20 protein-coding genes are annotated in these 26,303 nt (G+C 44.0%); 16 read left to right on the top strand and 4 right to left on the bottom strand.

Annotated elements, in window-relative coordinates:
- Positions 1-83: 83 nt before the first annotated feature.
- The 3 genes from GK047_RS08330 (at position 84) to GK047_RS08320 (ending at position 3,230) form a co-directional block, all read left to right on the top strand.
- Complete coding sequence (locus GK047_RS08330; protein WP_163944100.1) at positions 84-611, top strand: DUF1572 family protein; 528 nt, start codon at positions 84-86, stop codon at positions 609-611.
- Between the two features lie 66 nt (positions 612-677).
- Positions 678-1,478, top strand: coding sequence for a carbon-nitrogen family hydrolase (locus GK047_RS08325; RefSeq protein WP_240343857.1), 801 nt, complete (start codon positions 678-680; stop codon positions 1,476-1,478).
- 369 nt (positions 1,479-1,847) lie between these two features.
- On the top strand, positions 1,848-3,230 hold the full coding sequence (locus GK047_RS08320) for a glycine--tRNA ligase (RefSeq protein ID WP_163944097.1): 1,383 nt from the start codon (positions 1,848-1,850) through the stop codon (positions 3,228-3,230).
- Positions 3,231-3,279: 49 nt separating this feature from the next.
- Here the strand turns inward: GK047_RS08320 and GK047_RS08315 are convergent, their stop codons facing one another.
- From GK047_RS08315 to GK047_RS08300, 4 genes are all read right to left on the bottom strand, one after another.
- Positions 3,280-3,771 carry a cysteine dioxygenase gene (locus GK047_RS08315; RefSeq protein ID WP_163944094.1) on the bottom strand — a complete coding sequence of 164 codons (492 nt, stop codon included), beginning with the start codon at positions 3,769-3,771 and terminating at the stop codon, positions 3,280-3,282.
- A gap of 211 nt (positions 3,772-3,982) precedes the next feature.
- The gene (locus tag GK047_RS08310) at positions 3,983-4,861 is read right to left on the bottom strand and encodes an SDR family NAD(P)-dependent oxidoreductase (RefSeq protein WP_205516569.1); all 879 of its coding nucleotides are present in this window, start codon (positions 4,859-4,861) and stop codon (positions 3,983-3,985) included.
- A 120-nt stretch (positions 4,862-4,981) separates the two neighbouring features.
- Positions 4,982-5,944, bottom strand: coding sequence for a WYL domain-containing protein (locus GK047_RS08305; protein ID WP_163944090.1), 963 nt, complete (start codon positions 5,942-5,944; stop codon positions 4,982-4,984).
- Positions 5,945-5,964: 20 nt separating this feature from the next.
- Positions 5,965-6,858 carry a LysR family transcriptional regulator gene (locus GK047_RS08300; RefSeq protein ID WP_163944088.1) on the bottom strand — a complete coding sequence of 298 codons (894 nt, stop codon included), beginning with the start codon at positions 6,856-6,858 and terminating at the stop codon, positions 5,965-5,967.
- A gap of 254 nt (positions 6,859-7,112) precedes the next feature.
- Between GK047_RS08300 and leuC the strand changes: the two genes are divergently transcribed.
- The 13 genes from leuC to GK047_RS08235 all read left to right on the top strand — a co-directional run bounded on the left by leuC (position 7,113) and on the right by GK047_RS08235 (position 26,277).
- Positions 7,113-8,534 carry a 3-isopropylmalate dehydratase large subunit gene (gene leuC, locus GK047_RS08295; RefSeq protein ID WP_163944086.1) on the top strand — a complete coding sequence of 474 codons (1,422 nt, stop codon included), beginning with the start codon at positions 7,113-7,115 and terminating at the stop codon, positions 8,532-8,534.
- Positions 8,535-8,591: 57 nt separating this feature from the next.
- Positions 8,592-9,197 carry a 3-isopropylmalate dehydratase small subunit gene (gene leuD, locus GK047_RS08290; protein ID WP_163944082.1) on the top strand — a complete coding sequence of 202 codons (606 nt, stop codon included), beginning with the start codon at positions 8,592-8,594 and terminating at the stop codon, positions 9,195-9,197.
- A 280-nt stretch (positions 9,198-9,477) separates the two neighbouring features.
- Positions 9,478-10,992, top strand: a complete 1,515-nt coding sequence (locus GK047_RS08285) for an N-acetylmuramoyl-L-alanine amidase family protein (protein WP_163944079.1) — start codon at positions 9,478-9,480, stop codon at positions 10,990-10,992.
- Between the two features lie 52 nt (positions 10,993-11,044).
- Positions 11,045-11,629 (top strand): GerMN domain-containing protein, encoded by a 585-nt coding sequence (locus GK047_RS08280; RefSeq protein WP_163944076.1) that lies wholly within the window; start codon positions 11,045-11,047, stop codon positions 11,627-11,629.
- A 29-nt stretch (positions 11,630-11,658) separates the two neighbouring features.
- Positions 11,659-14,385 (top strand): S-layer homology domain-containing protein, encoded by a 2,727-nt coding sequence (locus GK047_RS08275; RefSeq protein WP_163944072.1) that lies wholly within the window; start codon positions 11,659-11,661, stop codon positions 14,383-14,385.
- A 198-nt stretch (positions 14,386-14,583) separates the two neighbouring features.
- Positions 14,584-15,255 carry an endonuclease III gene (gene nth, locus GK047_RS08270; RefSeq protein WP_163944069.1) on the top strand — a complete coding sequence of 224 codons (672 nt, stop codon included), beginning with the start codon at positions 14,584-14,586 and terminating at the stop codon, positions 15,253-15,255.
- A 25-nt stretch (positions 15,256-15,280) separates the two neighbouring features.
- Positions 15,281-15,556 carry an NAD/NADP transhydrogenase alpha subunit gene (locus GK047_RS08265; protein ID WP_163944066.1) on the top strand — a complete coding sequence of 92 codons (276 nt, stop codon included), beginning with the start codon at positions 15,281-15,283 and terminating at the stop codon, positions 15,554-15,556.
- A 76-nt stretch (positions 15,557-15,632) separates the two neighbouring features.
- On the top strand, positions 15,633-19,337 hold the full coding sequence (locus GK047_RS08260; protein WP_163944063.1) for a dynamin family protein: 3,705 nt from the start codon (positions 15,633-15,635) through the stop codon (positions 19,335-19,337).
- Between the two features lie 267 nt (positions 19,338-19,604).
- Positions 19,605-21,425 (top strand): ABC transporter transmembrane domain-containing protein, encoded by a 1,821-nt coding sequence (locus GK047_RS08255; protein ID WP_163944060.1) that lies wholly within the window; start codon positions 19,605-19,607, stop codon positions 21,423-21,425.
- Positions 21,422-23,269: an ABC transporter ATP-binding protein gene (locus tag GK047_RS08250; protein WP_163944057.1), complete on the top strand. Its 1,848-nt coding sequence runs from the start codon at positions 21,422-21,424 to the stop codon at positions 23,267-23,269. Before GK047_RS08255 ends, GK047_RS08250 begins: the two co-directional genes overlap by 4 nt.
- A gap of 228 nt (positions 23,270-23,497) precedes the next feature.
- On the top strand, positions 23,498-24,313 hold the full coding sequence (locus tag GK047_RS08245; protein WP_163944054.1) for a GDSL-type esterase/lipase family protein: 816 nt from the start codon (positions 23,498-23,500) through the stop codon (positions 24,311-24,313).
- Between the two features lie 13 nt (positions 24,314-24,326).
- On the top strand, positions 24,327-25,292 hold the full coding sequence (locus tag GK047_RS08240; protein WP_163944052.1) for an ABC transporter ATP-binding protein: 966 nt from the start codon (positions 24,327-24,329) through the stop codon (positions 25,290-25,292).
- Positions 25,285-26,277: an ABC transporter permease gene (locus GK047_RS08235; RefSeq protein WP_163944049.1), complete on the top strand. Its 993-nt coding sequence runs from the start codon at positions 25,285-25,287 to the stop codon at positions 26,275-26,277. Before GK047_RS08240 ends, GK047_RS08235 begins: the two co-directional genes overlap by 8 nt.
- The last annotated feature ends 26 nt before the right edge of the window (positions 26,278-26,303 follow it).

Genomic DNA, 26,303 nt, shown 5'->3' with positions numbered 1-26,303 from the left:
TTAATGTACCATGATTCAAGTGTGGTGTATAGTTAGATTGTTCGCATGAATTTAGTAAGAACCCAAACGGGAAGGGGTTAATTATGCATACAAACGAAAAAGTGGCTGAGGTTTTTTTACAAGAATCGATTCGAGCATTTGAAAGTATGAAGCAACTCGCAGACAAAACGTTAATCCAGCTTGAAGATGAACATTTCCATCAAGCATTGGACGGCGAGTCCAACTCTATGGAGATCCTTATCAAACACATGCATGGCAATATGCTGTCTCGTTGGACGGATTTCCTGACAACCGATGGAGAAAAGGAATGGCGCAATCGAGACGGAGAATTTGAAAGTAAGTCATTCAACCGACAGGAGCTCATTTCGCTTTGGGAAGAGGGATGGCAAGTTTTATTTGGTACACTCCAATCGCTAACTGCGGATGATGTGCTTAGTCTCGTTATGATCCGTGGTGAAGCTAATACGGTGCTACAAGCCATTCAACGACAAGTTTCTCATTACGGTTATCACGTGGGCCAAATGGTTTTTCTTGGCAAGCATTTGGCAAGTAATAGCTGGACGACACTGAGTATTCCTAGAGGGCAATCCAAAGCGTTCAAGCCGAATTGAGTTCATCACTCAATTCGGCTAATATAATAAAAATGAAGAATATACGATTTTGAAAGGAGCCTTCACATGGGGGACGCCCATACTCTACATATTGCACTCATTCAGATGGATATAGCCATTGGAGAACCGAACACCAATTTTACTCGCTTGGAAGCATTTTTAAACGAAGCTGTTTCTGCTGAAATAAAGCCAGATGTCATCGTTTTTCCGGAAATGTGGAACACAGGCTACGCGCTGACTGAAATTCATGAAATAGCGGATCAAGACGGAGCTCGTACGAAAACGTTCCTACGTGATTTTGCGATGAAAAATAAGGTGAATCTTATCGGGGGCTCGATCGCGAATAAACGGGGAGATCAGGTACTGAATACGGTGTATGCCTTCGATCGTCAGGGCCAAGAAATTGCTGAATATTCCAAGATTCATCTTTTCCGCCTTATGGATGAGGAAAAGTACCTGCAAAGCGGCGACCAGCTAGGCAGATTCGAACTAGAGGGCGTTCCCGCTGCCGCAATGATATGCTATGACATTCGTTTTCCAGAGCTTGCTCGGAAGCTAGCTTTAGATGGGGCAAGGATATTGTTTGTACCTGCGGAGTGGCCACATCCGAGATTGCATCACTGGCGTACGCTGCTCATGGCAAGAGCGATTGAGAATCAAATGTATGTCGTTTCCTGTAATCGGGTGGGTACTAGCGGTACAACGAACTTTTTCGGACATTCGATGGTTATCGACCCATGGGGGGAAGTTCTTGTTGAAGGGGATGAAACCGAAGCGATTTTACACGCGACTATCGATTTGAGCGAAGTTGTGCGCGTTCGGGGGAAAATACCTGTGTTCGAAGATCGGCGGCCACACCTTTATTAGCGCTAGACTCTGCGTAAAACAGATTTGATTTTTTTGTGGTTTTTCGGTACACTAAAGCCAATTGTATAACAATTGTGGCTGTGATGGATGAATAGTACTTGAAGCACCTTCATGTTCAGCGAGCTGGGGACGGTGAGAGCCCAGACTGAAGTTCAAGGAAAAGGCTATCCGGAGTCAATTCGATAAAGGGGATACGCTCTTGTGAATTTGCGTGTCAACTAGGGTGGAACCGCGGGTGCGTAAGGCTCTCGTCCCTAGGCATTGTTTTGATGCCTTTGGATGATGAGCCTTTTTTTGCATTTGGCCCATCATCAAGGCGTCGTCTTCAACGAGAATCAACCTATTTTGAACAGATGAAGGAGAATGAAGATGAGTGTTACTATGGAGCAAATTGTAGCGTTAGCGAAGCACAGAGGTTTTGTATTTCCAGGTTCCGAAGTGTACGGCGGGCTTGCTAATACATGGGATTACGGTCCGCTTGGCGTAGAGCTCAAAAACAACATTAAGCGCGCATGGTGGAAAAAATTCATTCAAGAATCCCCCTACAATGTAGGCCTTGATGCAGCGATTTTGATGAACCCGCAAGCTTGGGTGGCATCCGGTCACGTAGGGAACTTTAACGATCCGATGATCGATTGCAAACAGTGTAAGGCGCGTCACCGAGCGGATAAATTAATAGAAGGCAAATTGGCTGAAAAAGACATCGAAATCATTGTTGACGGCATGACGTTTGACGATATGCAGAAGCTAATCGTTGAGCATGATATCGTTTGCCCGGATTGCGGCAGCAAAGACTTCACTGATATTCGTCAATTCAACCTCATGTTCAAAACGTTCCAAGGGGTAACTGAATCAAGCTCTAACGTCGTTTATCTGCGTCCAGAAACCGCACAAGGCATTTTCGTTAACTTCAAAAATGTGCAGCGCACGATGCGTAAAAAGCTGCCTTTCGGTATCGGACAAGTCGGTAAAAGTTTCCGTAACGAAATCACGCCAGGTAACTTTACGTTCCGTACGCGTGAATTTGAGCAAATGGAGTTAGAATTTTTCTGCAAACCGGGCGAGGACATGAAATGGTTTGAGTACTGGAGAAGCTTCTGCCATAACTGGCTGCTAACATTAGGCGCGAAACCAGATAACCTGCGTTTGCGAGACCATAATGATGATGAACTATCTCATTATAGTAATGCGACGACAGATATCGAGTACAAATTCCCATTCGGTTGGGGCGAGCTTTGGGGCATTGCGGACCGCACGGACTTTGACTTGAAACAGCACATGGAGCATTCTGGCGAAGATTTCAACTACATTGATCAAGAGACGAACGAGCGCTACATCCCATACTGTATTGAGCCTTCATTGGGTGCAGATCGAGTGACTTTGGCCTTATTGATCGATGCATATGAGGAGCAAAAATTGGAAGGTGACGACAGTCGTACGGTTCTGCGTTTCCACCCAGCGCTTGCGCCGATCAAAGCCGCGATATTCCCGCTTTCCAAAAAGCTGGCTGAAGGTGCGCAGGCTGTCTTCGCAGATCTGGCTAAGCACTTCATGGTCGATTATGATGATGCGGGTTCAATCGGTAAACGTTACCGTCGTCACGATGAAATCGGTACGCCGTTTTGTATTACGTATGACTTCGAGTCAGAAACTGATGGTCAAGTAACGGTTCGTGATCGTGATACGATGGAGCAAACACGTATGCCTATCAGCGAGTTAAAGACATTTATCGAAAACAAGCTGCAGTTTTAATAGCGTCATCCCCTGTATGCGTGCTAGCTGGCGCGGTGCAGGGGATTTTTTATATGACGTAATCGAGAATATCACTGTAGGGCAAGTAACGGTTCACACTGCGTAGCGGAGGCGTGTACACATGAAGAGAGATGGCACGTTCGTGAAAGGGATTGTTTAGTTGATGGATTTGTCCAGCAGGGGCAAGGAAAAATTGTCCGGCTTGTATGAAGTGATCTTGCTGAGGGATAGGGTAGCCTGCGGGATCTAGGGTAAACATCGTATTTACAAGCGAACCTTCAACTAAATAAGCGGTACCAATGGATAATCCGTGGTTATGAATGGCTGTAGCCTGATTGGCGGGAATATGAATGACGATCACTTCTAATTCTTTGCTGCTAAAAACGACATTTCTGCCGTAAGGAAGCTGTGTTGGCTCCGTTATTAGGTCCTTAATAGTGGAAAATCGTTCTTTCAAAGCATGTATAGCTGATTTCATTTGTTCGTGTGAGGGCTCTTGCAACCTGCAGAATGTTTGCTCAATTGCTTGTAATAACTTCATTGTTTTCAGCCTCCATAAGCCACTTTCATCTTATAATATCATGTTTTATTATCGTATTGATCATAAATTCTGATATATCATATGCTTTTGTAGGCTAAATGGTTAATAGGGGGGGGGAACAAAATGGCCATCGGCATATAGCAGCTTTTGACACCTGCCGTATCCAACAGCCAAATCGTATTGTGAAGGGATTTAATAAGGGAATAAGGGACTACACCCGGAACGGCGGCATTTGCCTACCGTCTACATCGGTGAAACCGTACTCAGCAGCTAGAGAGCCTGCCTCAAGTAATTGACCTGCTTTCTTGTGCACAAGAGGATCGGAAGCAAGGGCGACAACAGCACGGCCAATGTATTCCACCGACTCGGTAGGATGAAGCGCTTCGATTCTCATGAAATCAGGATCTCCTGCTTCTAGTCCATAGTGTTTATACACCGCTTCTGTTCGCATCCACCCAGGTGCAAGCGCTAATGCAATTACGCCAGTTTCACTTGCCTGAAGATTGAGGGACATCCCACGAGTCATCGTAGCGACAGCGCGTTTCACCGTATCGTAAAATACGTTCACGGGATAATTCCCGCCGATATCCGAATAAACACCGGTATTAATGATGAGTCCGTGCTTTTGTGCAAGAAATAGTCCTGACATGGCGTAGCGGCTTGAAACCATTTGAGCGCGCAAGCCGGCTTGAAACATTTTGTCCCAACGCAGCATCGGTTGCTTCCAAAAAGGAGCTTGGAAATCGGTGTCTTCGTAGTTTTCGTAACCACCCCAAGCGTTGTTTACAACAAGATCAAGGGAGCCTTGTTCTTGCTTAATGCGATCGTACAACGCGGCTACGTCGTCATCAACCGTATGGTCACAGCGAACAGGAATACCCACGCCGCCGCGCTGAGAGACGGCTTCAGCAGTATCTTCAATGGTTCCAGTTAAATCGGTTCTACTTGACTGTGTTCTCGTACTGCGTCCTGTCACATACACAGTTGCCCCGGCTTCCCCAAGAGCAAGCGCGATTCCGCGTCCACCACCACGACTTGATCCTGTCACTAAAGCAATCTTTCCTTGTAAATTTTGAACGTTATTTGTCATTGCTGCGCCTCCCAAGCGTGTTATTGCCAGAATTACTGGCTTAGCCATCATCTTAAGTTGACTACAGCTCTCATGCTACACGTAATCGTTGACAGATCTTGTCATCGTATTTACGGAATATTATACCTCATAAGCCTGCTGCATAGCTCGGATCTGTTCGCGGATCCAATCAACCATTTCGAAGGGCTCTTCAACAATCGCATCAGCGCCAAGACTAAGAAAATAGCTGGAAAAGTAAGCTAAATTGTCAGGCAGCATGTCGGCTACAAGCATACCGCTGCCATCCTTATCGAGTGTTAAAGCACCATTGAAACCATTGCTGCGTTCATAAGCGCGAATACCATTTGGAGTTAATCTGACGCGTAGATTAAGCTTCGGCTGCGGTTGACCTTCATATGCTGCGCCAGCAAGGAGCCAGTCCGGAATGGTATAGTTTCTGAAATCCTTACTAGGTTGACTTGAATGAGCAGGCTCCAGAGAAATGATTCGGTCAGCACGGAATAAAAGAAATCCTTCTTTTAAAAAGCAATAAGAGGGTAAGTACCAAAAGCCATGACTCGCATATATGCCTATCGGTTGAATCGTTCTTTGCTTGATTCCCTCTTTTGAGGCATAACTCATAAGTAAAGGATGACCCTCGATGGAAGCTTCAAGCAGCTGCTGCAAAAATGGTGAGCTCTGCGTTCGATACGGTGTCCAAAACGAAACGCGATCCTTGAGCGCATCAATCTTTGTTCTTACATCAGTCGGAAGGTAATGATAAAATTTATGAAGGGCGGAAGTCGATTCCGCTTCAAAAGGCAGCGCTCCGTAATATTGGAGCGATTGAAAGGCGAAAAACATGGCAACGGCCTCCTGTTCCGAGAACAGGATCGGAGGCAGCATGCGTTTTTTCAGCAAGCGGTAACCGCCATGAGGGCCGAATTCCGTGTAAAGGGGCATGCCGAGCTCGCTTAATTCCTGCAGATCGCGGTGCATGGTTCTGTCGGAAACGCCGAATTCATCAGCCATTTCTTTAACAGTGAACTGCATACGTTCATTAACTGCCATCATCAAATGAATCAATCGCTGTGTTTTATTCACCGTGAATGCCTCCCGTTTTGCTAGACAATACTGCTCATGACTTCTTTCATTGTAGAAATAAAAGCTTCGGCAGCTTTGGAAATATAGCGTCCTTTCTTATAAGCGATTACAAGCGTGCGCGTAGGTCGACCTTCTAGCGGAAGATATATAGGGGAAAGCTCGCTTAGGTTTCTTCTTGAGATGAGATAAGGTACAAAGGCTATGCCCATTCCAGCGGCAACGAGTGATTGAACAGTTTCCATGTTACTTGATTCGAAAACGATATTGGGTGTAATCCCGGCTTTTTGACAGAGATCGAGTGTTAATTTACGAAACCCTTGTCCTTTTTTCAACGCGATGAAGGCATCGTTCGCTAGCTGTTCAATGCGGACAGGCGCCGCGCTTGCCGCAAGTGGATGACTCGGTGGAACCGCAAGAACGAACTCTTCTTCCAACAGCGTTTCGTACACAAGCGAATCTTCACGAAGCGGGAGAGAAAGGAGGCTTATGTCCGTTTGACCGTTGTTCGTAAGGGTTTCTAAGTTCGCCGAAGTTTCTTCGACGAGAGAAATCTCAATGTCTGGGTACGCAGTTCGAAAAACAGGCACGACAAAGGGAAGGATCGTTGAACCCGTTATCGGCATGCTCCCAACAACAAGTCGGCCTTTTTTCATTTGCGAAATGTCTTCCATCTCCTTTTTAAGCTGCTCGACCATGTCCAGAATTTTTTGCGATTTTTCAACAAAAAGAGAGCCTGCATGCGTAAGCTCCACGGAGTTGGTGCTGCGTTGAAACAGCAGAACGCCAATCTCTTTCTCAAGCTTGGACAGCTGCTGGCTGAGGGAAGGCTGGGCGATATGAAGTTTCTCTGCTGCGCGCGAGAAGTTACGCTCTACAGCGATTTGAATGGCATATTGAAGTTGGCGTAATTCCATGATAGAAGGGTCTCCTTTTATATAAAGCGCATTTTCATTATTGTTTTTACCTATGAAGCTTGTCCTTAGTATACAAGAATACGCTCTGATATAGAAAGAAATTGAGTGTCGATATTCTGTGTTACTTATAGGAATAAACTATGAACCTTATAGTTATTGTGTCTTTCACCAAATAACGAATTCGTGCTAGTATACGTTATGAGGGTATTAAACGTAATCATTTAAGAGCGGATAATGACAAGAGGTGACTGGGTATGAGTAAAAAGACAATGTTCGAGAAAATTTGGGAAAATCACGTCATCAACCAGGAAGAAGGCAAGCCAAGCGTTATCTATATTGACTTGCAACTGGTTCATGAAGTAACTTCACCACAAGCATTTGAGGGTCTTCGTTTGTCAGGACGTAAAGTTCGCAGACCGGATCTGACTTTTGCCACAATGGATCATAACGTTCCAACAAAGGACCGTTTTAACATTACGGATCCGATTTCCAAACAACAAATTGATACACTTTCTCAAAACTGCCGTGATTTCGGCGTTACACTATTTGATCTCGACAGCATCGACCAAGGTGTCGTTCACGTTATGGGTCCTGAGTTAGGTCTTACACACCCGGGAAAAACTATCGTATGCGGCGATAGCCATACTTCTACACACGGTGCATTCGGCGCTCTGGCTTTTGGTATTGGGACGAGTGAAGTTGAGCACGTACTTGCTACACAAACGCTTCAGCAGTCCAAAGCCAAAACATTAGAAGTGCGTATTAACGGCAGCCTGAAGCCAGGTGTAACGGCAAAGGACTTAATCCTTGGCGTTATCGCAAAATACGGTACGGATTTCGCTACTGGTTATGTTATTGAATATACAGGTGAAGCGATTCGTGGTCTTTCCATGGAAGAGCGTATGACTGTATGCAATATGTCCATTGAAGGTGGAGCTAGAGCAGGTCTAATCGCTCCTGATGAAACTACTTTTAACTACCTGCGCGGTCGTGAATATGTGCCTCAAGGCGCTGGATTCGATGCAGCGGTTGAACAATGGAAAAACTATGTAACGGACGAAGGCGCAACATATGATTGGACAGTTGACTTCGATGCGGATTCTTTGATCCCGCAAGTTACCTGGGGAACAAGCCCAGGGATGGGGACAGGTGTCAATGCATTGGTGCCAGATCCACAAAGTTTCGAAACCGAAAATGAACGTAAAGCTGCTGAAAAAGCGCTTGAATATATGGATTTAACGCCAGGAACTCCGATGACGGAGTTGAAAGTGGATTATGTATTTATCGGTTCTTGCACCAACGGTCGTATTGAAGACCTTCGTGCGGCGGCCAAAATTGCTCAAGGGTACACCGTAGATCCTAGCGTTACGGCAATCGTTGTTCCAGGTTCCGGCCGGGTCAAAATTCAAGCTGAAAAAGAAGGTTTGGACAAAATTTTCTCGAATGCTGGCTTCGAATGGCGCGATGCAGGTTGCAGTATGTGTTTAGCGATGAACCCAGACGTACTTAAACCGGGCCAACGTTGCGCCTCGACTTCAAACCGTAATTTCGAAGGGCGTCAAGGTCGCGGAGGACGTACACATCTTGTTTCTCCAGCTATGGCTGTTGCTGCAGCAATTAAAGGTCATTTCTTCGATGTGCGCGATTGGGAAGTTAAAGAATACCAACAAGCTTAATTAAATTGGTGTATGAAGTTAGTTTTTCTAACGAAAAACTCTAAGGAGAATGTGAATATGGACGCTTTTAAACTACACTCGGGTCTTGTTGGCCCAGTTGATCGAGTGAATGTAGATACAGATGCAATTATTCCTAAGCAATTTTTGAAAAGAATCGAACGTTCCGGCTTCGGTCAATTTCTCTTCTTTGAATGGAGATGGGATGAAGCGGGCAATGTGATCGAGAATTTCCCTTTGAATCAAGAACGCTATCAAGGAGCTTCCGTGTTGATTTCCAGAGCAAACTTCGGTTGCGGATCCTCCCGTGAACATGCCCCTTGGGCGATTCAAGATTTTGGCTTCCGTGTTATTATTGCACCATCATACGCAGATATTTTCTACAACAACTGTTTCAAAAACGGCATTCTGCCCATTAAATTGTCCGAAGAGCAGGTGGAAGATTTATTCCAACGGACAGCGAAACATGATGGCTATAAGCTGCATGTAGATCTGGAGAATAACAAGTTGACTGATGACTACGGTCTCAGCATTACGTTCGATCTAGACGAGCATCGCCGTCAATTTTTGCTGCAAGGTTTAGATGATATCGGGTTAACGCTTCAACACGTGGACAAAATTACCGCATATGAAGAAGCTCATAAAGAGCGTTTGGCTTATAAATAAAACCTCGAATAAGGCGTGCTAATTGATGTTCAATTGGCATGGCCTTTTTTTTGTTCCCTATAGTTATTCTCAGAATGATAAATTTTATTTTTTATATGATTACTTTGCAACTTTTGGCAGAATAACACGTCTAATAGTATACTAGATTGTCGCAAGAACGGAGGTTTTGTTGTCAGTAAGTTTGCTATTTTGATATAATTACAGTGTTGCTGCTAGATTCTGATACATTGGTTATTTAAGCTCGATAAAACTTCCTAATTCCGACATTACATAGAGGTGAATGATGAAATTTCCTGCTATTTTTTTGACGCTAGTCGTGTTTATACTCCTTCTTCCTACGTATGCTTTTGGAAATGAAGCGTCTCCGAACACGATTAAATTGTATATGAATGAAAAGCAACTTGTTATAAAAAAAGAAGATCCTTCTCCTAGAATTGTTGGAGAGGGCTATACAATCGTGCCTGTTCGTATCATTGCCGAGGAGCTTGGTGCTAAAGTTACTTGGGATGCCGCGCTGCGTAAAGTTACGATTAAAAAAAGTGATGTTTTGATTGAACTGACAATTGACAGCAAAACTTCTAAGATTAATGGGGTTAATGAGAAAATGGCTATTTCTCCCGTCATCATCGAGGGGAGTACAATGCTGCCGTTAAGCTTTGTTGGCGCGAAATTGGGAGTTGAGTTCAATTGGGATTCGATAACCTCCTCCGTTCACATGTTCAAGAAAGACGATTTGTCATCCAAGCCTGTAGTTGAGCCTGTTGATGTGGTTGATGATAAAAATGGCAAGCCTCAAGGGGAGGTGCTGCCGACTAAGCCGACAAACCCATCGACACCTTCAACAGGAACAAAGCCTCCTGTAACAGGTACCACACCACCGCCTGGAACCGGCACTGGAACAGGGGACAAACCGCTGAATCCAAATACACATCTGCTTACGTCCATTGAACTTTCAGCAAAGGATCTTGTCGTCCTTGCAAAAGATGGTGTATTAAAACCAACCATCATGAAGCTGGCAAATCCGAACAGGATCGTCTTTGATTTCCCAAATACGAAGCTTGATGATTCATTTCAAAAGCTTTTGGTTAATAACGCAGGTGAGATGTCCTCCAAGCATCCCCTCGTGCAAAAAATCCGTTTTTCAAATTATTCGGATAGTCCTGATACAGTGCGTGTCATTTTGGATTTGAAGAGCTCAGCGGATTATAAAATTCAAACGACGAAGCCAACCAATCAATGGATAGCGACGATCGGTGAACATCATTTAACTGTTATGATTGACGCGGGTCATGGGGATAAAGATCCAGGTGCTTTATCGATTACAGGCAAGCATGAGAAGGATTTTACATTAGCTACAGCGAAGAAGGTAAGCAAGCTTCTTTCTCAGGACAAGCGTCTTGAAGTGCTAATGACCCGTTCGGACAATACATTTGTTGAACTCGACGATCGCGTTGCCTTCGCTAACGATAATCAAGTTGATCTATTCCTGTCCATTCATGGGAATAGCGCCAAAGCTAACATTACAGGAACGGAAACGTATTATAATCGGCCTGAAAGCTTATCTTTTGCCAATGTCGTACACAAGAATGTTGTTGCTGCAACGGGGTTTGCAGATCGCAAAGTTCGCGAAGCGGATTTTCGTGTCATTAAGAAAACCACAATGCCAGCTGTGCTTGTAGAAGTGGGGTATTTGTCCAATAAAGACGACGAAGCAGCGATGTATAAAGATGCTTTCCAGGATCAAGTAGCTACATCAATCGTAACAGCCATCAAAGAATACTTGGATCTTAAATAAGCTTAGGCTTAAGAAGCTGGCTTCCAGAAGGAAGCTCTAAGGAGTGAGTGAGATGACAAAAACAAGTCGCCTATTTCAAGGGGCGCTTCTTGTAAGTGCCATCACTTTAACTGTAACTGCATGCGGTCAAAAAGGCTTGCTTGTCGGAGGCGCTACGCCTCAATCGACGGTACCGGCACAGCCTACACCTATTGCTCAAAGCCCACAACCGACACCAACATCTTCGGCTGAACCTTTGATGCAAAAGAAGGTTAAAGCCTATTACAGTGACCAAGATGAGATGAAATTAATCGAACAGGAAGTCACGATCAGCTTTAAACAGGAAAGTGATATCTATCAAGCTTCTCTGAACGCTCTCGGAAAGAGTGACGATAGTAAAGCCGTTTCTTTATTTGACGATATGAAGTTTACGAATGTCGTGTTCGATAAGACCAAGGGAGAGTTGAAAGTCGATCTTAAATTTGGTCCAAAAACGCAGTTAGGTGCGCCTGGGGAAGATTTATTTTTGCAGGCTTTAAAGAAAACAGCTTTTCAATTTCCTGAAGTGAAAGCACTATTTGTACTGAAGGATGGAAAACAGGTTGAAAGTTTAATGGGACATCTAGAGCTTCCTTATCCAATCAAACGACCTAATTAAATGAAGGTGCAGAGGAGTATATACATATAATGAAAAATAGGAAATTAGCAAGTGCTATTCTAAGTTCGTTAATCGTGACCAGCTTGGCGGCAACGCCAGCTCTTGCCGAATCTGCTAACCAGAACTCATCTTCATCTACGAATTCGAATGTTAAATTATCCTTTCCAGATGTAAAATCCGATTATTGGGGGATTCGTCATATTTCCAAGTTAGCCTTGGAAGGTATTATCGAAGGCTATGAGGATGGCGCGTATCGGGCCGAAAATTCTGTTTCACAGCAAGATGTACTGATCATGGCTACCCGGATGATGGGTCTTCAAGGCGAAGTAGATGCGATGACAGCATCCACAATCTTTCCTGATTTTATGGCCGTTGATAAATACGCTCGAAATTATGTAGCAATTGCACTTCAAAAAGGCTTGATTTCTAACGAAGAAGAAAAAGCAAGAGCGCAAGGAGATACTTCGAAAGAGGTTTGGGGTCAGAAAAAAGCGACAAGGGAATGGGTAGCTGAAGTCGTGATTAGAGCTATTGGCAAGGTATCGCTTGCGCAAAGTATGTCTTCAACGCCAACAGCTTTCAAAGACAATAGTGCGATTAGCTACACAGCTCTTGGTTATGTGAATGCAGCCGTTGCTTTGCAAGTTGTAAATGGATTTGAGGACGGTTCTTTCCAACCAAAAGGTGCTGTAACACGAGCTCAGATGGCCGCTTTCCTAAGTCGTTCACAAAAAGAATTGGCTACTCTGCCTTCGCGAGCGGTTAAAGGCTATATGACCAGCTTGACGAGCGGAAGCATCGCTATCATGGACAAAGATGGGAACACAAGCACCTATAAACTTTCAACGAACGCTGTTTTTTATGGTAAAAAGGACGATAATCCAATTGCTGCCAAAACAATTCAAGAAACGTACGAGGTCTCGCTTGTACAAGTAAGCGGTACGGCTTACTACGTTGAAGTACTGAACGATGAACTACAAATGGACATTCATGAGGGCAAATTATTAAACTTAAATATCAATGGATTGAAAGCTACTCTCGACAATTTTGAGGTATATGATCTTGCTACTGATGTTGCCGTAACCGACGTGGATGGGAGAGGCCTCAGCCTTGGTTCCATCGTGAGTGGAAGTACGATTCAATTAAGAAAAAGTAAGATTGTAAAAGGCGACAAAATTACATCCATCGTTGTCAAACAAGTACCGGTAAATAAAACGGTAAACGGGACGATTCAAACGCTTAATAAAGACGGTAAACAACTGACAATACTCGAAAGTACATCAGGTCAACCTGAAACTTTCGGATTTTCGAGTAATTTAATTGCTACTTTGCCTGATAACAGTTTGATTGATGTTAATTCGCTTCACGTTGGAGATGCAATTGAATACACGGTTCAAAATAGCGTGATTACTAAAGTGCTTGTTAAAAAACAAGCTGATGTGGGTACTAGTGTAGAAGGTACACTTAAAGCAATTAGTGATGATAAAACGTACCTAACGATTATCAAAACGGCAGGTGGCCAGCTAGGGTCTTATTTCCTTGGTGATAATGTGCAAGTGATGATCAATGGCCTGACGACAGCTAGTTTATATGATCTTGCTCCCGGTGATCAGCTCAAACTGGATGTTCTGAATAATAAGGTTACACGAATTACCGTAACGAATCGATCGATCGAGAACTTATACTTTGCTAAAATTATTTCTTATGATCAAACAAATAAGATTTTAACAGTAAAAGATAATTCAGGCTCCCCGCATGCCTACCAATTATCTGAGTCGATGTCCATTATGTATGCAGGTATGAAGCTTCCATTTACTAGCTTCGTGAGTACTTTTACGACAGGCAAATATGTAGATTTGTTGGTTTCCAAAAACAATGTAACTCAAATTCAAATGTCGAACCAATTAGACGGTACTTTAACGCAGCTTAACCTGACGACAAGCGATATTACATTGAAAACAGACAGTGGCCAAAGCTTAAGCTTTAAGCTTAACTATGCCCCAGTCGTTGAGTTGGCTAATAAACCGAATAGTACGCTTTCCGATTTGAAGCTTGGTGAAAATATTAGCTTGATCCTTAGCTACGATCAATCCATCGTTACGAAGATTGTCACAAGTAAAACGGGACTTTACAAAACGATATTAAGCAATGTCAACGCAAAACAAGTAACCGTAACTGATGAAGCGAACACCTCTTATGTTGTTAATCTTGATAATGTACCTATTGTTAGGGCCGATCAAAGCGTTGGAGCGATAACAGATTTTGTGCCTGATGAGTATGTGAAGCTGACATTTAAAGGCACGGCCGTAGTGAAAGCAGAACTGATAAGTGCTATTCGAGGCAAAGTTACAGCTGTTGATGTAGCGAGTTCGAGCTTAACTGTACAGGATTTTACAGGGAAGAACCAAGTGTTTGCCGCTGGAAGTAACTATGCTGTAAAATTAAATGGCGGAGCCGCATTAAGCTTCTCATCGATTAAAGTTGGTGATCGTGTACAGGTGATGAAAGATGCCGGAGATAAGCAGGTCATTCAAGTTGCAGCTGCTGCAAAGAGAGAGTTTGCCAGCTATAACAACATTGTGAATCAAATGAATTTTAAACCATCTAGTTCTAACGATAGAACAACTTATAATCTTTATCCAAGAGCTTATTATCACAAAGGTGCAGATCAGCTATCTGTTTCTTCCTTCCAAGCTGGCGATCAAGTGATGGTTTATGTTCTGGACGATAAGATTGTAGAAATCGATAAGCAATAAGCTTGAACAAAATAAAAAAATGATCCGTCTGTTTATCAGGAGGCTATCTCCTCAACTAGGCGGCTCATTTTTTTGTTGGTCAAAATAAAAAAAACTTATAAATTTTAAAAAATGTTCGCATTTTGACGCTTAGAAGGATTGATTCTACCGTTACAATTCGCTACACTGGAGATTATTACGCCTCAAGGAAGAAAAAACATGACTCAAAAGTTGGTTAGACATATTTTAGATACGATTGGCGAGCTGTTCCCGGATGCTCATTGTGAGTTGCATCACAGCAATCCATTTGAATTGACCATCGCTGTATTGCTTTCCGCACAGTGTACAGATGAAACGGTCAATAAGGTTACTCAATCCTTGTTTCAGAAGTACAAACGGCCAGAGGATTACTTGGCTGTGCCTCAAGAGGAATTGGAGCAAGACATTCGTCGAATTGGCCTGTTTCGAAATAAGTCAAGCAATATTCAAAAGCTATGTCAATTGCTGCTGGACAAGTTTGATGGTGAGATTCCGGAAAAGCACGAACATTTAGTCGAATTGCCTGGCGTAGGGCGTAAGACAGCAAATGTGGTCGTATCGAACGCTTTCGGTGTACCAGCAATTGCGGTAGATACACATGTGGAACGAGTTTCCAAAAGACTAGGTCTGGCTTTGTTAGATGATTCTGTACTCGAAGTTGAAAAGAAGCTGATGAAGAAGATTCCGCGTGAAGAGTGGACTCAAACCCATCATCGTCTGATCTTTTTTGGTCGGTACCATTGCAAAGCACAAAATCCGCAATGTGCGATCTGTCCGTTGTTGGATAATTGCCGAGAAGGTAAAAAACGTATGAAACCAAGTAAAACTAGGAAAACTATTACAAACAAATGATAAGCAAACAAAGGATGGGATAGAAATGAAGTGCATCGCCGTATATACCAATAGTTTTGAATTGTTCTCCGACATTTATGAGCAAGTAATTAACACACCATTGAAAGATAATGAAGAAACCGTCATTGAAGGTGTAACGATTAGTGAATCCGGTGAGGTTCCTCAGAACTACATAGACAAAATGAAAACGAAACCAGAAGTGGTTGTTATGAAAGTAAAAGATTCGGATATTACGATTTTGCAGCATCGCGATGTATTTGAAATTTTCTTGCCAGAAAATGAAAATGTGATTATGTCCTAAATCTCCCTTGTGGAGATTTTTTTCTGTTACGACATATAGGTGTTGAATTGCTTAGTTTACCTAGGGGAGATTGACGATGAATCAAATGACAGAGGCAAGTATAGAGGCTATGCCGCCTGCGATGACGCAGATGCAGGTGAGGTTGCGTCAAATAGGGGATCAAGATAACGCGAGTAAACTGGGGCAATTGCTCGATAAAATAAGCTCGGCACGGATGAATATCGCATTTTGCGGCCACTTTTCTGCGGGTAAATCCACCCTGATTAATCAGCTTTGCGGCCATGCACTGCTGCCTTCTAGCCCCATTCCGACAAGCGCTAATATCGTTAGTATTCGCAATGGAGAGCCAGGTGCACATGTTACGCACCGTATGAAACAAGGACTGGTCAGTGAAGAAGTGAACACCAATAAGGAGACAATCCCTTTAGAGGAGCTAGAGGCATATTGTGTGAATGGCACGGATATTGAATCCATCGAGATTACCTATCCGATCTCATTTCTCGGCGAACACACAGCGTTGCTGGATACGCCAGGTATTGATTCGACAGATGATGCCCATCATCAATCTACAGAGTCTGCTCTTCACTTGGCAGATGTTGTTTTTTATGTAATGGATTATAACCATGTCCAATCAGAGGTCAATCTTGCGTTTACGAAGAAGATGAAAGAGTGGGGAAAGCCGCTTTATCTGGTTATCAATATGATTGATAAGCATAAGGAGCAGGAGCTTCCATTTAAGCAATATCAAGAGGGAACGAAACAAGCTTTCCTTAACTGGGGAATTGAACCAGACGGTTTACTGTATGTTACCATGAAGGAACCAGGCCATCCTCACAATGAGTACGCTAAGTTGCGTTGGCTCTTGACAAGTTTGATCGAACGAGGGGAATCACTTCGCAGCTTTAGTATTGACGCATCAGCTCGCTTTCTAGCAGTTGAGCACGGAAGATGGTTAGCTGAGCAAAATGAGCCGCAAAAAAATGATCTTATGGAGCAAATCAACCAAGAGGGCGATGTGCAGGCGGCTCAGGAGCAAGCAGATGCCAAGCAGTTGGAGCTTAAACAGTTAAGGGAGCTGCCGGAGGTATTAACGGCAGCATTTCGCAAAGAGGTTGGTGTGGTTATTGAGAACGCCAATATTACGCCAGCTTTGACCCGAGATCAAGCTCACCTGTATTTGGAGAGCCGCAAGCCTGGGTTTAAGGTGGGTTTCTTCTCGCGTGCTGTGCAAACAGCTCTAGAAGCGGAGAAACGTTTGAAGACGTTTCAAGAAGACCTTGCTGAGCAAGTAGAAGCTCAACTTGATTGGCATTTAAGGGATTCTTTAAAGAAGGCATCACAGCAGCAAGGACAGTACGATCAAGCGCTAATAGCCAAGATCGAAGCACTTAAGGTTGAAGTGACCCCAGATTGGTTGGCAGCCCAAGTTCACGCTGGGGCAGTTTTCGGTGGAGAGTACACGCTTAACTATATGAAGCAGGTAGCTGCTGACATTAAACTGCAGTACCGCAAACAGGCGTTTGCGTTAATAGACGAGCTCGCATCTGCCGTCCGCAAGCATTCCGCGCAAGCGATGGATGTGCTTGCGCAGGAGCTAAGCGCGCTGAGCGAAAGTCTCAGCGCCTATCAAGCGCTTCAGCGGCTTGAAGCTGCTGAAGCTGCTGGGCTGGCCGAACTGTTGCAAATGGCCAGCTGGCGGAAGCCTCTTCCGCCAGCGCTGCCAGATTTGCAGCAGGCTACGATCATGGAGGAGACGGCAGCAGCCCCGCTGAGCGGGGGCCTGCACGTAACCTCCATGGATACGATTTTGCAGGCTGCCGCGACTGCGACTGCGGCAGCTAACAGCCCTGCTGCCCATATAGAGGCAGCTACGGCGCCTTCCGTGTTCTCCTCGGGTGAACACGGAAGGCGCATGGAGCGCAAAGCCGCCGCGCTGCAAGAGGCGGCGAGTCTCATCGATGGACTTCCATCGATGAAATCAATCGCGCGCTCGATGCAGGGCAAGGCCGAGCGGCTGCGCGAGCGGACGTTCACGATCGCACTGTTCGGCGCTTTCAGTGCCGGCAAATCTTCGTTTGCCAATGCACTTATTGGGGAACGGGTTTTGCCGGTATCGCCGAATCCGACGACAGCGGCAATCAACAAGATTATGCCGCCTCAAGAAGGATGGCCGCATGGAACGGCTAAGGTTAAGATGAAAGCAGCTGATGCTATCCTGCAGGATGTGCTGTACTCGCTGGAACTGCTTGGCATGCAGGCCACAGATATGGCGTCTGCATTAAAGCGTATCAGTTCGTTATCCCCAACCGATGTAACGGCGAAAGGAAAGCCTCATTATTCGTTTTTAAAGGCCGTTGAGAAAGGCTGGACGTTAGCTGAGAATAAGTTAGGTTCTGAATTGAAAATTACGAAGGATGAATTCCCAAGCTATGTGGCGGATGAATCCAAATCTTGCTTTGTTGAATTTATTGAATTGTATTATTCTAATCCCTTGACTGAACAAGGCATCATTTTTGTAGATACGCCAGGGGCAGATTCAATTAATGCGCGTCATACGGGCGTAGCCTTCAATTATATTAAGAATGCGGATGCGATTCTTTTCGTTACTTATTACAATCACGCTTTCTCGCAAGCAGATCGTGAATTTCTGTTACAGCTTGGGCGGGTGAAAGATAGCTTTGAGATGGATAAAATGTTTTTTATTGTGAATGCCGCTGACTTGGCTTCGAGCCAAGAAGAGCTACAGGGTGTTGTTAAGCATGTAGAGACGAATCTGATTCAGCATGGTATCCGCAATCCGCGCATTTATCCTATTTCTAGTTATTTGGCAGCTGAAGGGAAAATCACAAATAGCGAATCATTAGTTGCACAATCAGGTATTCGACCGTTTGAACAAGACTTTATTCAGTTCACATTCAACGAGCTTAGCGATGTTGCGATTCATGCGGCGAATCTGGAGCTCAAACGTGCTATACACACGATGCAGCAATGGCTGGAGCATGCGCAAACAGGAGAAGAACAGCGGAAACAGCAAATTGCACAGCTTCTGGAAGCGGAGCAAGCGGGGCTGAAACTACTGGAGGAGACTGATTATGCGCCAGAATTAAAAGAAATGAAGAAAGAAATTCAAGAGCTCCTATATTACGTCAAGCAGCGGACAATGTTCCGTTTCGGGGAGCTGTACAATTATGCCTTCAATCCATCGACTTTCCGGGAAGAAGCTCGTGATCCGAAGCAAGCGCTCCAGTCTGCTTGGGGAGAGCTGCTGCGAATGATTGCTTTTGACCTGTCCCAAGAAGTATTAGCTACTACACTCAGAGTGGAAAATAAAATGAATCTTTTCAGTGGAAATCGTGTAAAACGTTGGGAAGAGCAGCTAGTGGAACAGTTAGATGGGTTTGAAAGCAGCACGTATGAGCCCCATTCATTTCAAACACCTGAAGTTACACCGAAGTTGGAAGTAACGGATGTTTCCATGAAATTGCTTCAAAGCTACTTCAAGAATGCGAAACAGTTCTTTGAGGGAGACGGGAAGAGCAAATTAAGATCAGAGTTGGAAACTCGTATGAATATGCCGGTTGCCCTCGTTATTGAGCGACAAACGATAGAGCTTGAACTAGCTTACGCGGAACAGCTAGAAAAACGGCTGTTAAGCTTGAAGAATGACATGGAGATTCAACTGAAAGAACATACAAGGGGTATGTTAGATGCGCTCGAAATGAAGATCGATTTGAACGAATTAATCTCCAAGCAGCATCAATTAAAGGCGTTCTTAGCGTAGACAAACAAAAGGGTGGGTAAAGTTGATTACAACTTATCCCTCCTTTTGTTTGTCTTGTTATGTAATCGCTTACATTGGTGGTTATCGGGATGATTTCCAAGAATAGGGTGGATTCTTACTAGTTTTTGTTTAGATATGGTCATTTAAGCGTTTAAATCCTCTTTTACTCTCATTGCTCCGATATAGGGATGGTGTTAAGATTCATAAAGGTTTTAAAACGCTTTCTTAGCTTTTCCAATTTTCCCTTCTTGAGGAGAGTGCGCTACGGTGGATGTGTTCAGGCAGTTGAAGCAATTTTATTGGCCAGAACGGAAATTGTTATTTACTTCAATTTTTTGCTTGACATTAGCAACCGCATTAGGCCTTGTGTATCCGAATTTACTCAGGTATTTGATTGACAACGTGATTAGTAAGAAGGAATATGGGCTTGTTCCTAAGCTCTCTCTCCTTGTTGTCAGCGTAGTTACTTTGAAGGGGATTCTTCAATTTCTTCATGGTTTAACTGGAGGCAGATTAGGTAACAGAGTTGCATTTCATATGCGAAATGCGCTCTACAAAAAGCTTCAGTATTTATCTTTTCAATATTATGATCAAGCTCGGACAGGGGATTTGATGTCGCGCTTGACGGCAGATTTAGAAGCAATTCGTACCTTCATCGGTTTTGGTTTTGCCCAATTGTTGAACGTTGCGTTAATGCTGGTTTTCGGGATGGGAATGCTGTTTTTGATTAACTGGAAATTAGCAATCTTGACCATGCTAACCATGCCATTTCTAGCTTTCACAGCAATTCGCTTCGAAGGGAAAATTCACCCTGCTTTCCGTTTAGCTCGTCAATCGCTCAGTTCAATGACAACGGCCGTTCAGGAAAACATTACAGGCGTAAGAACGGTAAAGTCTTTTGCTCGTGAGCCGCACGAAATCACAAAATTTTCAGCTCATAATGAGGATTATAAATCAATGAATATGGATACAGCGAACATTTGGGCTAAATATTTCCCGATTATGGAGATTCTGGCGAATCTCAGCGTCGTGATTTTACTCGGTGTTGGCGGCTACATGGTTATTGAAAATACAATTACACTTGGTGAATTGGTCGCTTGCTTTAGCTTAATTTGGTATATCATCGGTCCCATGTGGGGCCTTGGATTTCAGATTAATAACTTTACGCAAACGAAAGCTTCCGGAGAAAAGATTTTGGAGATTTTACATCAATATATGCATGTTAAAGATGAGCCTGATGCCATTAAGCTGGAAAGCAGCGAAGTGAAGGGACACATTACGTTTGAACAGGTCACATTCGCCTATCCTGAAAAGCAACCAGCGCTGTACAACTTTTCTGTAGATGCTCCAGCGGGATCTGTGATTGGGTTTCTGGGTAGTACAGGGTCGGGGAAATCGACCGTTATTTCCTTGCTCATGAGGGCTTATAATGTGAAGGAAGGTAAGATAACGCTGGATGGTAAAGACATTCGCTCACTCAGTGCCGAGAGTCTACGTAGCCAAATCGCTACCGTATTTCAAGAGACATTCTTATTTTCATCAACGATTCGTGGAAACATTGCATATGGTCGTAAGGAAGTCACGATGGATGACATCATACGCGCAGCTAAGCTCGCTAAAGCACATGATTTCATTATGGAACTGCCCGATGGATACGAAACGGTCGTTGGGGAACGCGGTCTAGGCTTATCTGGCGGGCAGAAACAACGGATCGCGATTGCTAGAGCGCTTCTCAAAGATCCGAGAATTCTCATTTTGGATGATGCGACAAGCGCAGTGGATATGGAGACAGAACATGAGATTCAAGCGGGTTTTGGCGAGGTGATGCAAGGTCGCACAACGTTAATCATCGCGCACCGCATCTCATCTCTCAAGCACGCCAATGAAATTATTGTGTTGGACCAGGGGCGTATTGTCCAAAGGGGAACCCACCAGGCTCTTCTTCAAGAGGAAGGTCTTTATCGGCAAACGTACCGAATCCAGTATGCAGACCAGCCTCCGGCCGCATCAGCTTCGGATCACGCTGCAGAGGCAAATACAGCTTTAAATAATCCTGCATCTTCTCTAGAAAGAAGGTTTGCACATTGAGCTCGAACGCAAAGCAGACAGATACAACTGGGAAGCAACAGGAATCTCAAGCAGGGCAGCGGTTCGTTTATCAAGACGATGAGTTGATTGATAAGCCGTTTGATTGGAAGCAGCTAAGACGTTTATTTAGTTACATGAAGCCCTACAAGAAACAAATGCTGCCGATTATTATTATCATGATGCTGGTTGGAGCGATTACCAAGCTAACCATTCCTCTCCTTATCCGTGTAGCAATCGATGATGCGATAACTCCGAAAAATCGGAATATGCTGCTGCTAATTGTTGGCATGATGCTTGGTGTTTATATCATTCAGTGGCTGGCAAACACATTCCGCATAAAGTATACAAATATGATCGGTCAACGTGTGATTTATGATCTTCGGCAACATTTATTCAGTCATATTCAGAAGATGTCATTCCGGTTCTTTGATACTCGTCCTGCAGGGTCAGTGCTGGTGCGCGTCACGAATTACGTGAACTCGTTGCAAGATTTATTTACGAACGGCATTGTAAATTTATTGATAGATTGTGTTCAACTGTGCGGAATCATTATAATTTTATTAAGCTTTAACTTTAAGCTTGGCGCGGCGATTATTGTTACCGTTCCATTGATGTTCGTCATTTCGACGAGGCTGCGAATGAAGATTCGTCGCGCTTGGCAGGACGTGACAACTAAACAATCGCGATTGAACTCACACTTGAATGAAAGTATTCAAGGGATTCGGGTAACCCAAGCGTATACGCAAGAAAAAGAAAATATCGGTTACTTTCACAACATGAATATGGTCAATCGGCTGTCTTGGAACCGTGCTTCGATGCTTAATCAAAGCTTTGGGCCGATCATTGAAATTACAGGTGCGATAGGCTATTGTATTTTATTCTGGTACGGGGCTCACCTTATTCAAACAGAGGAAATTACAGTGGGATTGCTGGTTGCCTTCGCCACGTACATAGGCTACTTTTGGGAGCCAATTACGCGACTGGGGCAGATGTATTCTCAACTTCTTGTTGCTATGGCTTCTGCAGAGCGAATTTTCGAATATATCGATGAAAAACCAACTGTAGCGGAGTTACCACATGCACAGGACCTTCCCAATATCGTAGGCAGTGTGAGATTCGAGAATTTGGTGTTCGAATACGAACCCGGCAGACCCGCGCTGAAAGGGATTAATTTGGAGGTGCAGGCAGGTCAATCCATTGCTTTAGTTGGACACACGGGCTCGGGAAAAAGCACGATAATGAATTTATTATGCCGTTTTTATGATCCAGTGGAAGGGCGAGTGCTCATAGATGGTCAGGATATCTGTACAGTGACGATTCAGAGTCTTCGTTCACAAATAGGTATAGTACTCCAGGACACGTTCATTTTCTCTGGAACGATACGAGATAATATCCGTTTCGGGCGTTTAAACGCGACGAATGAGGAAGTGGAGCTTGCAGCAAAAGCTGTTCATGCGCATGATTTTATCGTTAGTTTGCCAAGTGGTTATGATACGGAAGTTCAAGAGCGAGGCAGCGTGTTATCCATGGGGCAGCGTCAACTGATTTCTTTTGCTAGAGCGCTCCTAGCGAATCCACGCGTGCTGATCCTGGATGAGGCGACAGCGAGCATCGACACCGAGACAGAGCTGAAAATACAGGAAGCGCTTAAAACACTACTAGCAGGGCGTACTTCCTTTATCGTTGCTCACAGGCTCTCTACGATTCGGAGTGCAGATAAGATTATTGTATTGGATCATGGACGTATGATGGAAAGCGGAAACCACGAAGAATTGATGAAAGAACAGAAGATATATTTTGGTTTGATTCAAGCGCAATACAGATTTTTGCAGGACGTTGGTTAGGTTGATGAATGGAAGCTGGTTGACTGCTAGAGCGGTCAACCAGCTTTTTGCTTATAAACATGTAGTAAAGATAAGGTCGAAAAGATATTTGGCAAAGCCCCAAGGGTATTGAAAACAAACATACGTTCTGTATAATAGAATTAATAAAGCAACTGTTGTTTGCAAATTCAACCAAGAAGCTATACTCTTATAGTGAATTATGCCATTTATACGCAGGAGGGAACTCAATTGAGATCATCTCGCTTCATATGGGGAGCTATTGGCCTTACGGCATCGATATCCACATTCGTTTTTGCGGTTGGTTTTGCCTACGCAGCGAATCAAATATGGTTTCCCAAAGCCTCTGGAGACCTTGCAATATCTACAACAGCTCCGAAGAATGAAACGATTATTGAGACAAAAAGCAAGCTGCAGATTGTGGCACTCGGTGACTCTTTAACGGCGGGGACTGGCGATAACACGGGTAAAGGTTACGTGGGTCGAGTACGTGATAAATTGGAAAAGCAAAGTGGTAAACCGGTATTCGTTTTGAACAATTTGGCCATTCCTGGATATAAGAGCGACCAATTGCTTAACGATTTAGCTTTGAAAAAGACGCAGGATGCGCTAGCTCAAGCGGATATTGTGCTTCTGACAATAGGAGGCAATGATATCTTTGCAGGCGGCGAGGGAATCTTTACAGGAGATAATCAACAAGAGTTTAATCCCGAGGGGGCGCTCAAACGTATAGAACCGGCTTTAGCCCGGATGGATCAAATTTTACAAACCATCAACAAAGCAAATCCGAATGCAATTGTGTTGTATGTGGGACTTTATCATCCTTTTCTGGATCTTGATCCTAAACGTGAAGGCTCACTGATTGTACAGCACTGGAATAATAGCGTGTTCGCAATAACGAATCGCTATCCGAATATGATTATTGTCCCTACTTATGATCTGTTTGAACAAAATCTGATCAAATATTTGTCCTCAGCCGATCATTTTCATCCGAACGGTGATGGCTATGAACGAATAGCTGATCGTATTGTGCAAATTTTGAAGTAGGAGGGGGAGAAACATGACGGAAACAGCTGCACGACCAACTACCGTGTTATCCGTAAAAAATGTCAAAAAGCGAATTAAGAACAAGGAAATTATTAAGGGCATCTCGTTTGAAGTCTATGCGGGGGAAATATTCGGCTTTCTTGGACCCAACGGATCGGGTAAAACGACGACTATTCGCATGCTTGTTGATTTGATACGACCGACAGAAGGGTCTATTCATATCTGTGGGTACGATGTTCACAAAGAGCATGACCAAGCATTGCGCCATGTAGGCTGCATTGTAGAGAATCCGGAGCTATACTCTTATTTGACGGGCTGGGAGAATCTTGAGCATTTCGCAAGAATGCTGCCTGATGTGGATGAGAAGCGGATTGCCGAGGTTGTTGAGATCGTCTCCATGGATCAACGCATCCATGATCGCGTACGCACGTATTCTCTAGGCATGCGTCAACGATTAGGCATTGCGCAGGCGCTGCTTGGCCGACCAAGCTTATTAATTTTGGACGAGCCTACGAATGGTCTCGACCCGCAAGGTATTAAAGAAATGCGCGAATTTATTTATCGTTTAGCTGAGGGTGGCCTTAGTTTATTCGTCTCTAGCCATCTGTTAAGCGAAATTCAGCAAATGTGTGATCGTGTGGCGATTATTAGCCACGGGGCAGTTATTAAAGTCGGCGCAGTCGATGAGCTAGTCGCCCAAGGCGGTAAAGTAGTTTGGTCTGTGTCGCCAGTCGATAAGGCCGAAAAGCTGCTTGGCGCTTCGTCAGTGGTAACTTTTATTGAGGACATAATCCAAGAAGGCGCCGCGGGGAATGATCCGCTTGTGAAGCAAATCGTAACCGTTATGAACAAAGAAGATGTACCGCAAGTAAGTCGGGAACTTATGGAAGCAGGAATTAGCCTCTATGCTGTAGAAATCAAAAACCCAACGCTCGAAGATTTGTTCTTGAGCCTGACAGAAGGTGAAAGAATTGAGTAGTTTATATTCGCTTGTGGAAAATGAATGTATCAAGATGATAAAGAAGAAACGCTTCTACGTCATTCTTCTTATTCTGCTCGCTTTAATTCCCATGTTTACTTATGCACAAATGCGGGTTGCTCAAAATACGCAAAAGCAATTCGGTACAACGGATTGGAAAGCGGATCAGCGACAGAAAATCGCAGACGCGGAGAAACGTCTCAGCTCGGCGCGAACGCCAGAGGAATGGAAGCAGCAGCTTAAGGTACAGATACAGATTGCTAATTATTATTTGGACAAAAATGTTGATCCGAGCACGCCGAACGCAGTCACATTTACGCGTGAATTTGTTAAAAATGCGGTTGGATTATTCATCCCGCTCATCATCATGGTGATTTCCGCTGATATCGTATCATCGGAGCATTCTACGGGGACTATTAAATTATTGTTGACAAGACCGGTCAGGCGATGGAAAATCCTTATGAGTAAATTAATTACAGTGGTGTTCTTTACTTCACTGACGGTTCTGTCCACAGGCGTCCTTTGTTACTTAATTTCGGGTGTTGTCTTTGGCTATAACGGATGGACGATGCCGGTTTTTATCGGGATTCAATTAACAGGTTCAGAAGTTGATTTCAGTCTTGTTCGGGCTGTGGACCAATGGTTCTTTTTATTGATGGAGTTCGGCTTGGTTTGGTTCTCCGCCCTTGTAGTTGCCTTGATGTCGCTTATGCTTTCAGTTCTGATACGCTCAACTGCGGCAGGAATGGGCGTCATGCTTGCCGTATTAATCTCTGGAACGATTCTTTCCAACATGGTATCTTCCTGGGAAACGGCAAAATACTTGTTCATGGTTAATTTAGACCTGACCAAATATTTAACTGGAGGGCTGCCGCCGATTAAAGGAATGGACCTAACGTTTTCACTTAGCGTGTTAGCTCTATGGGCGATTGCTTCGTTAATTATTTCATTTTTTGTATTTACACGCAAAGACGTATTAAATTAAATGTGCCGTATCGTTTAAAAGGGAGG

Origin of the sequence: Paenibacillus sp. SYP-B3998, from assembly GCF_010820665.1 — a bacterium.
Lineage (GTDB): Bacteria > Bacillota > Bacilli > Paenibacillales > NBRC-103111 > Paenibacillus_E.
The sequence above is the reverse complement of the archived record's forward strand: the minus strand, read 5'-3'. Positions and strand labels throughout refer to the sequence as shown.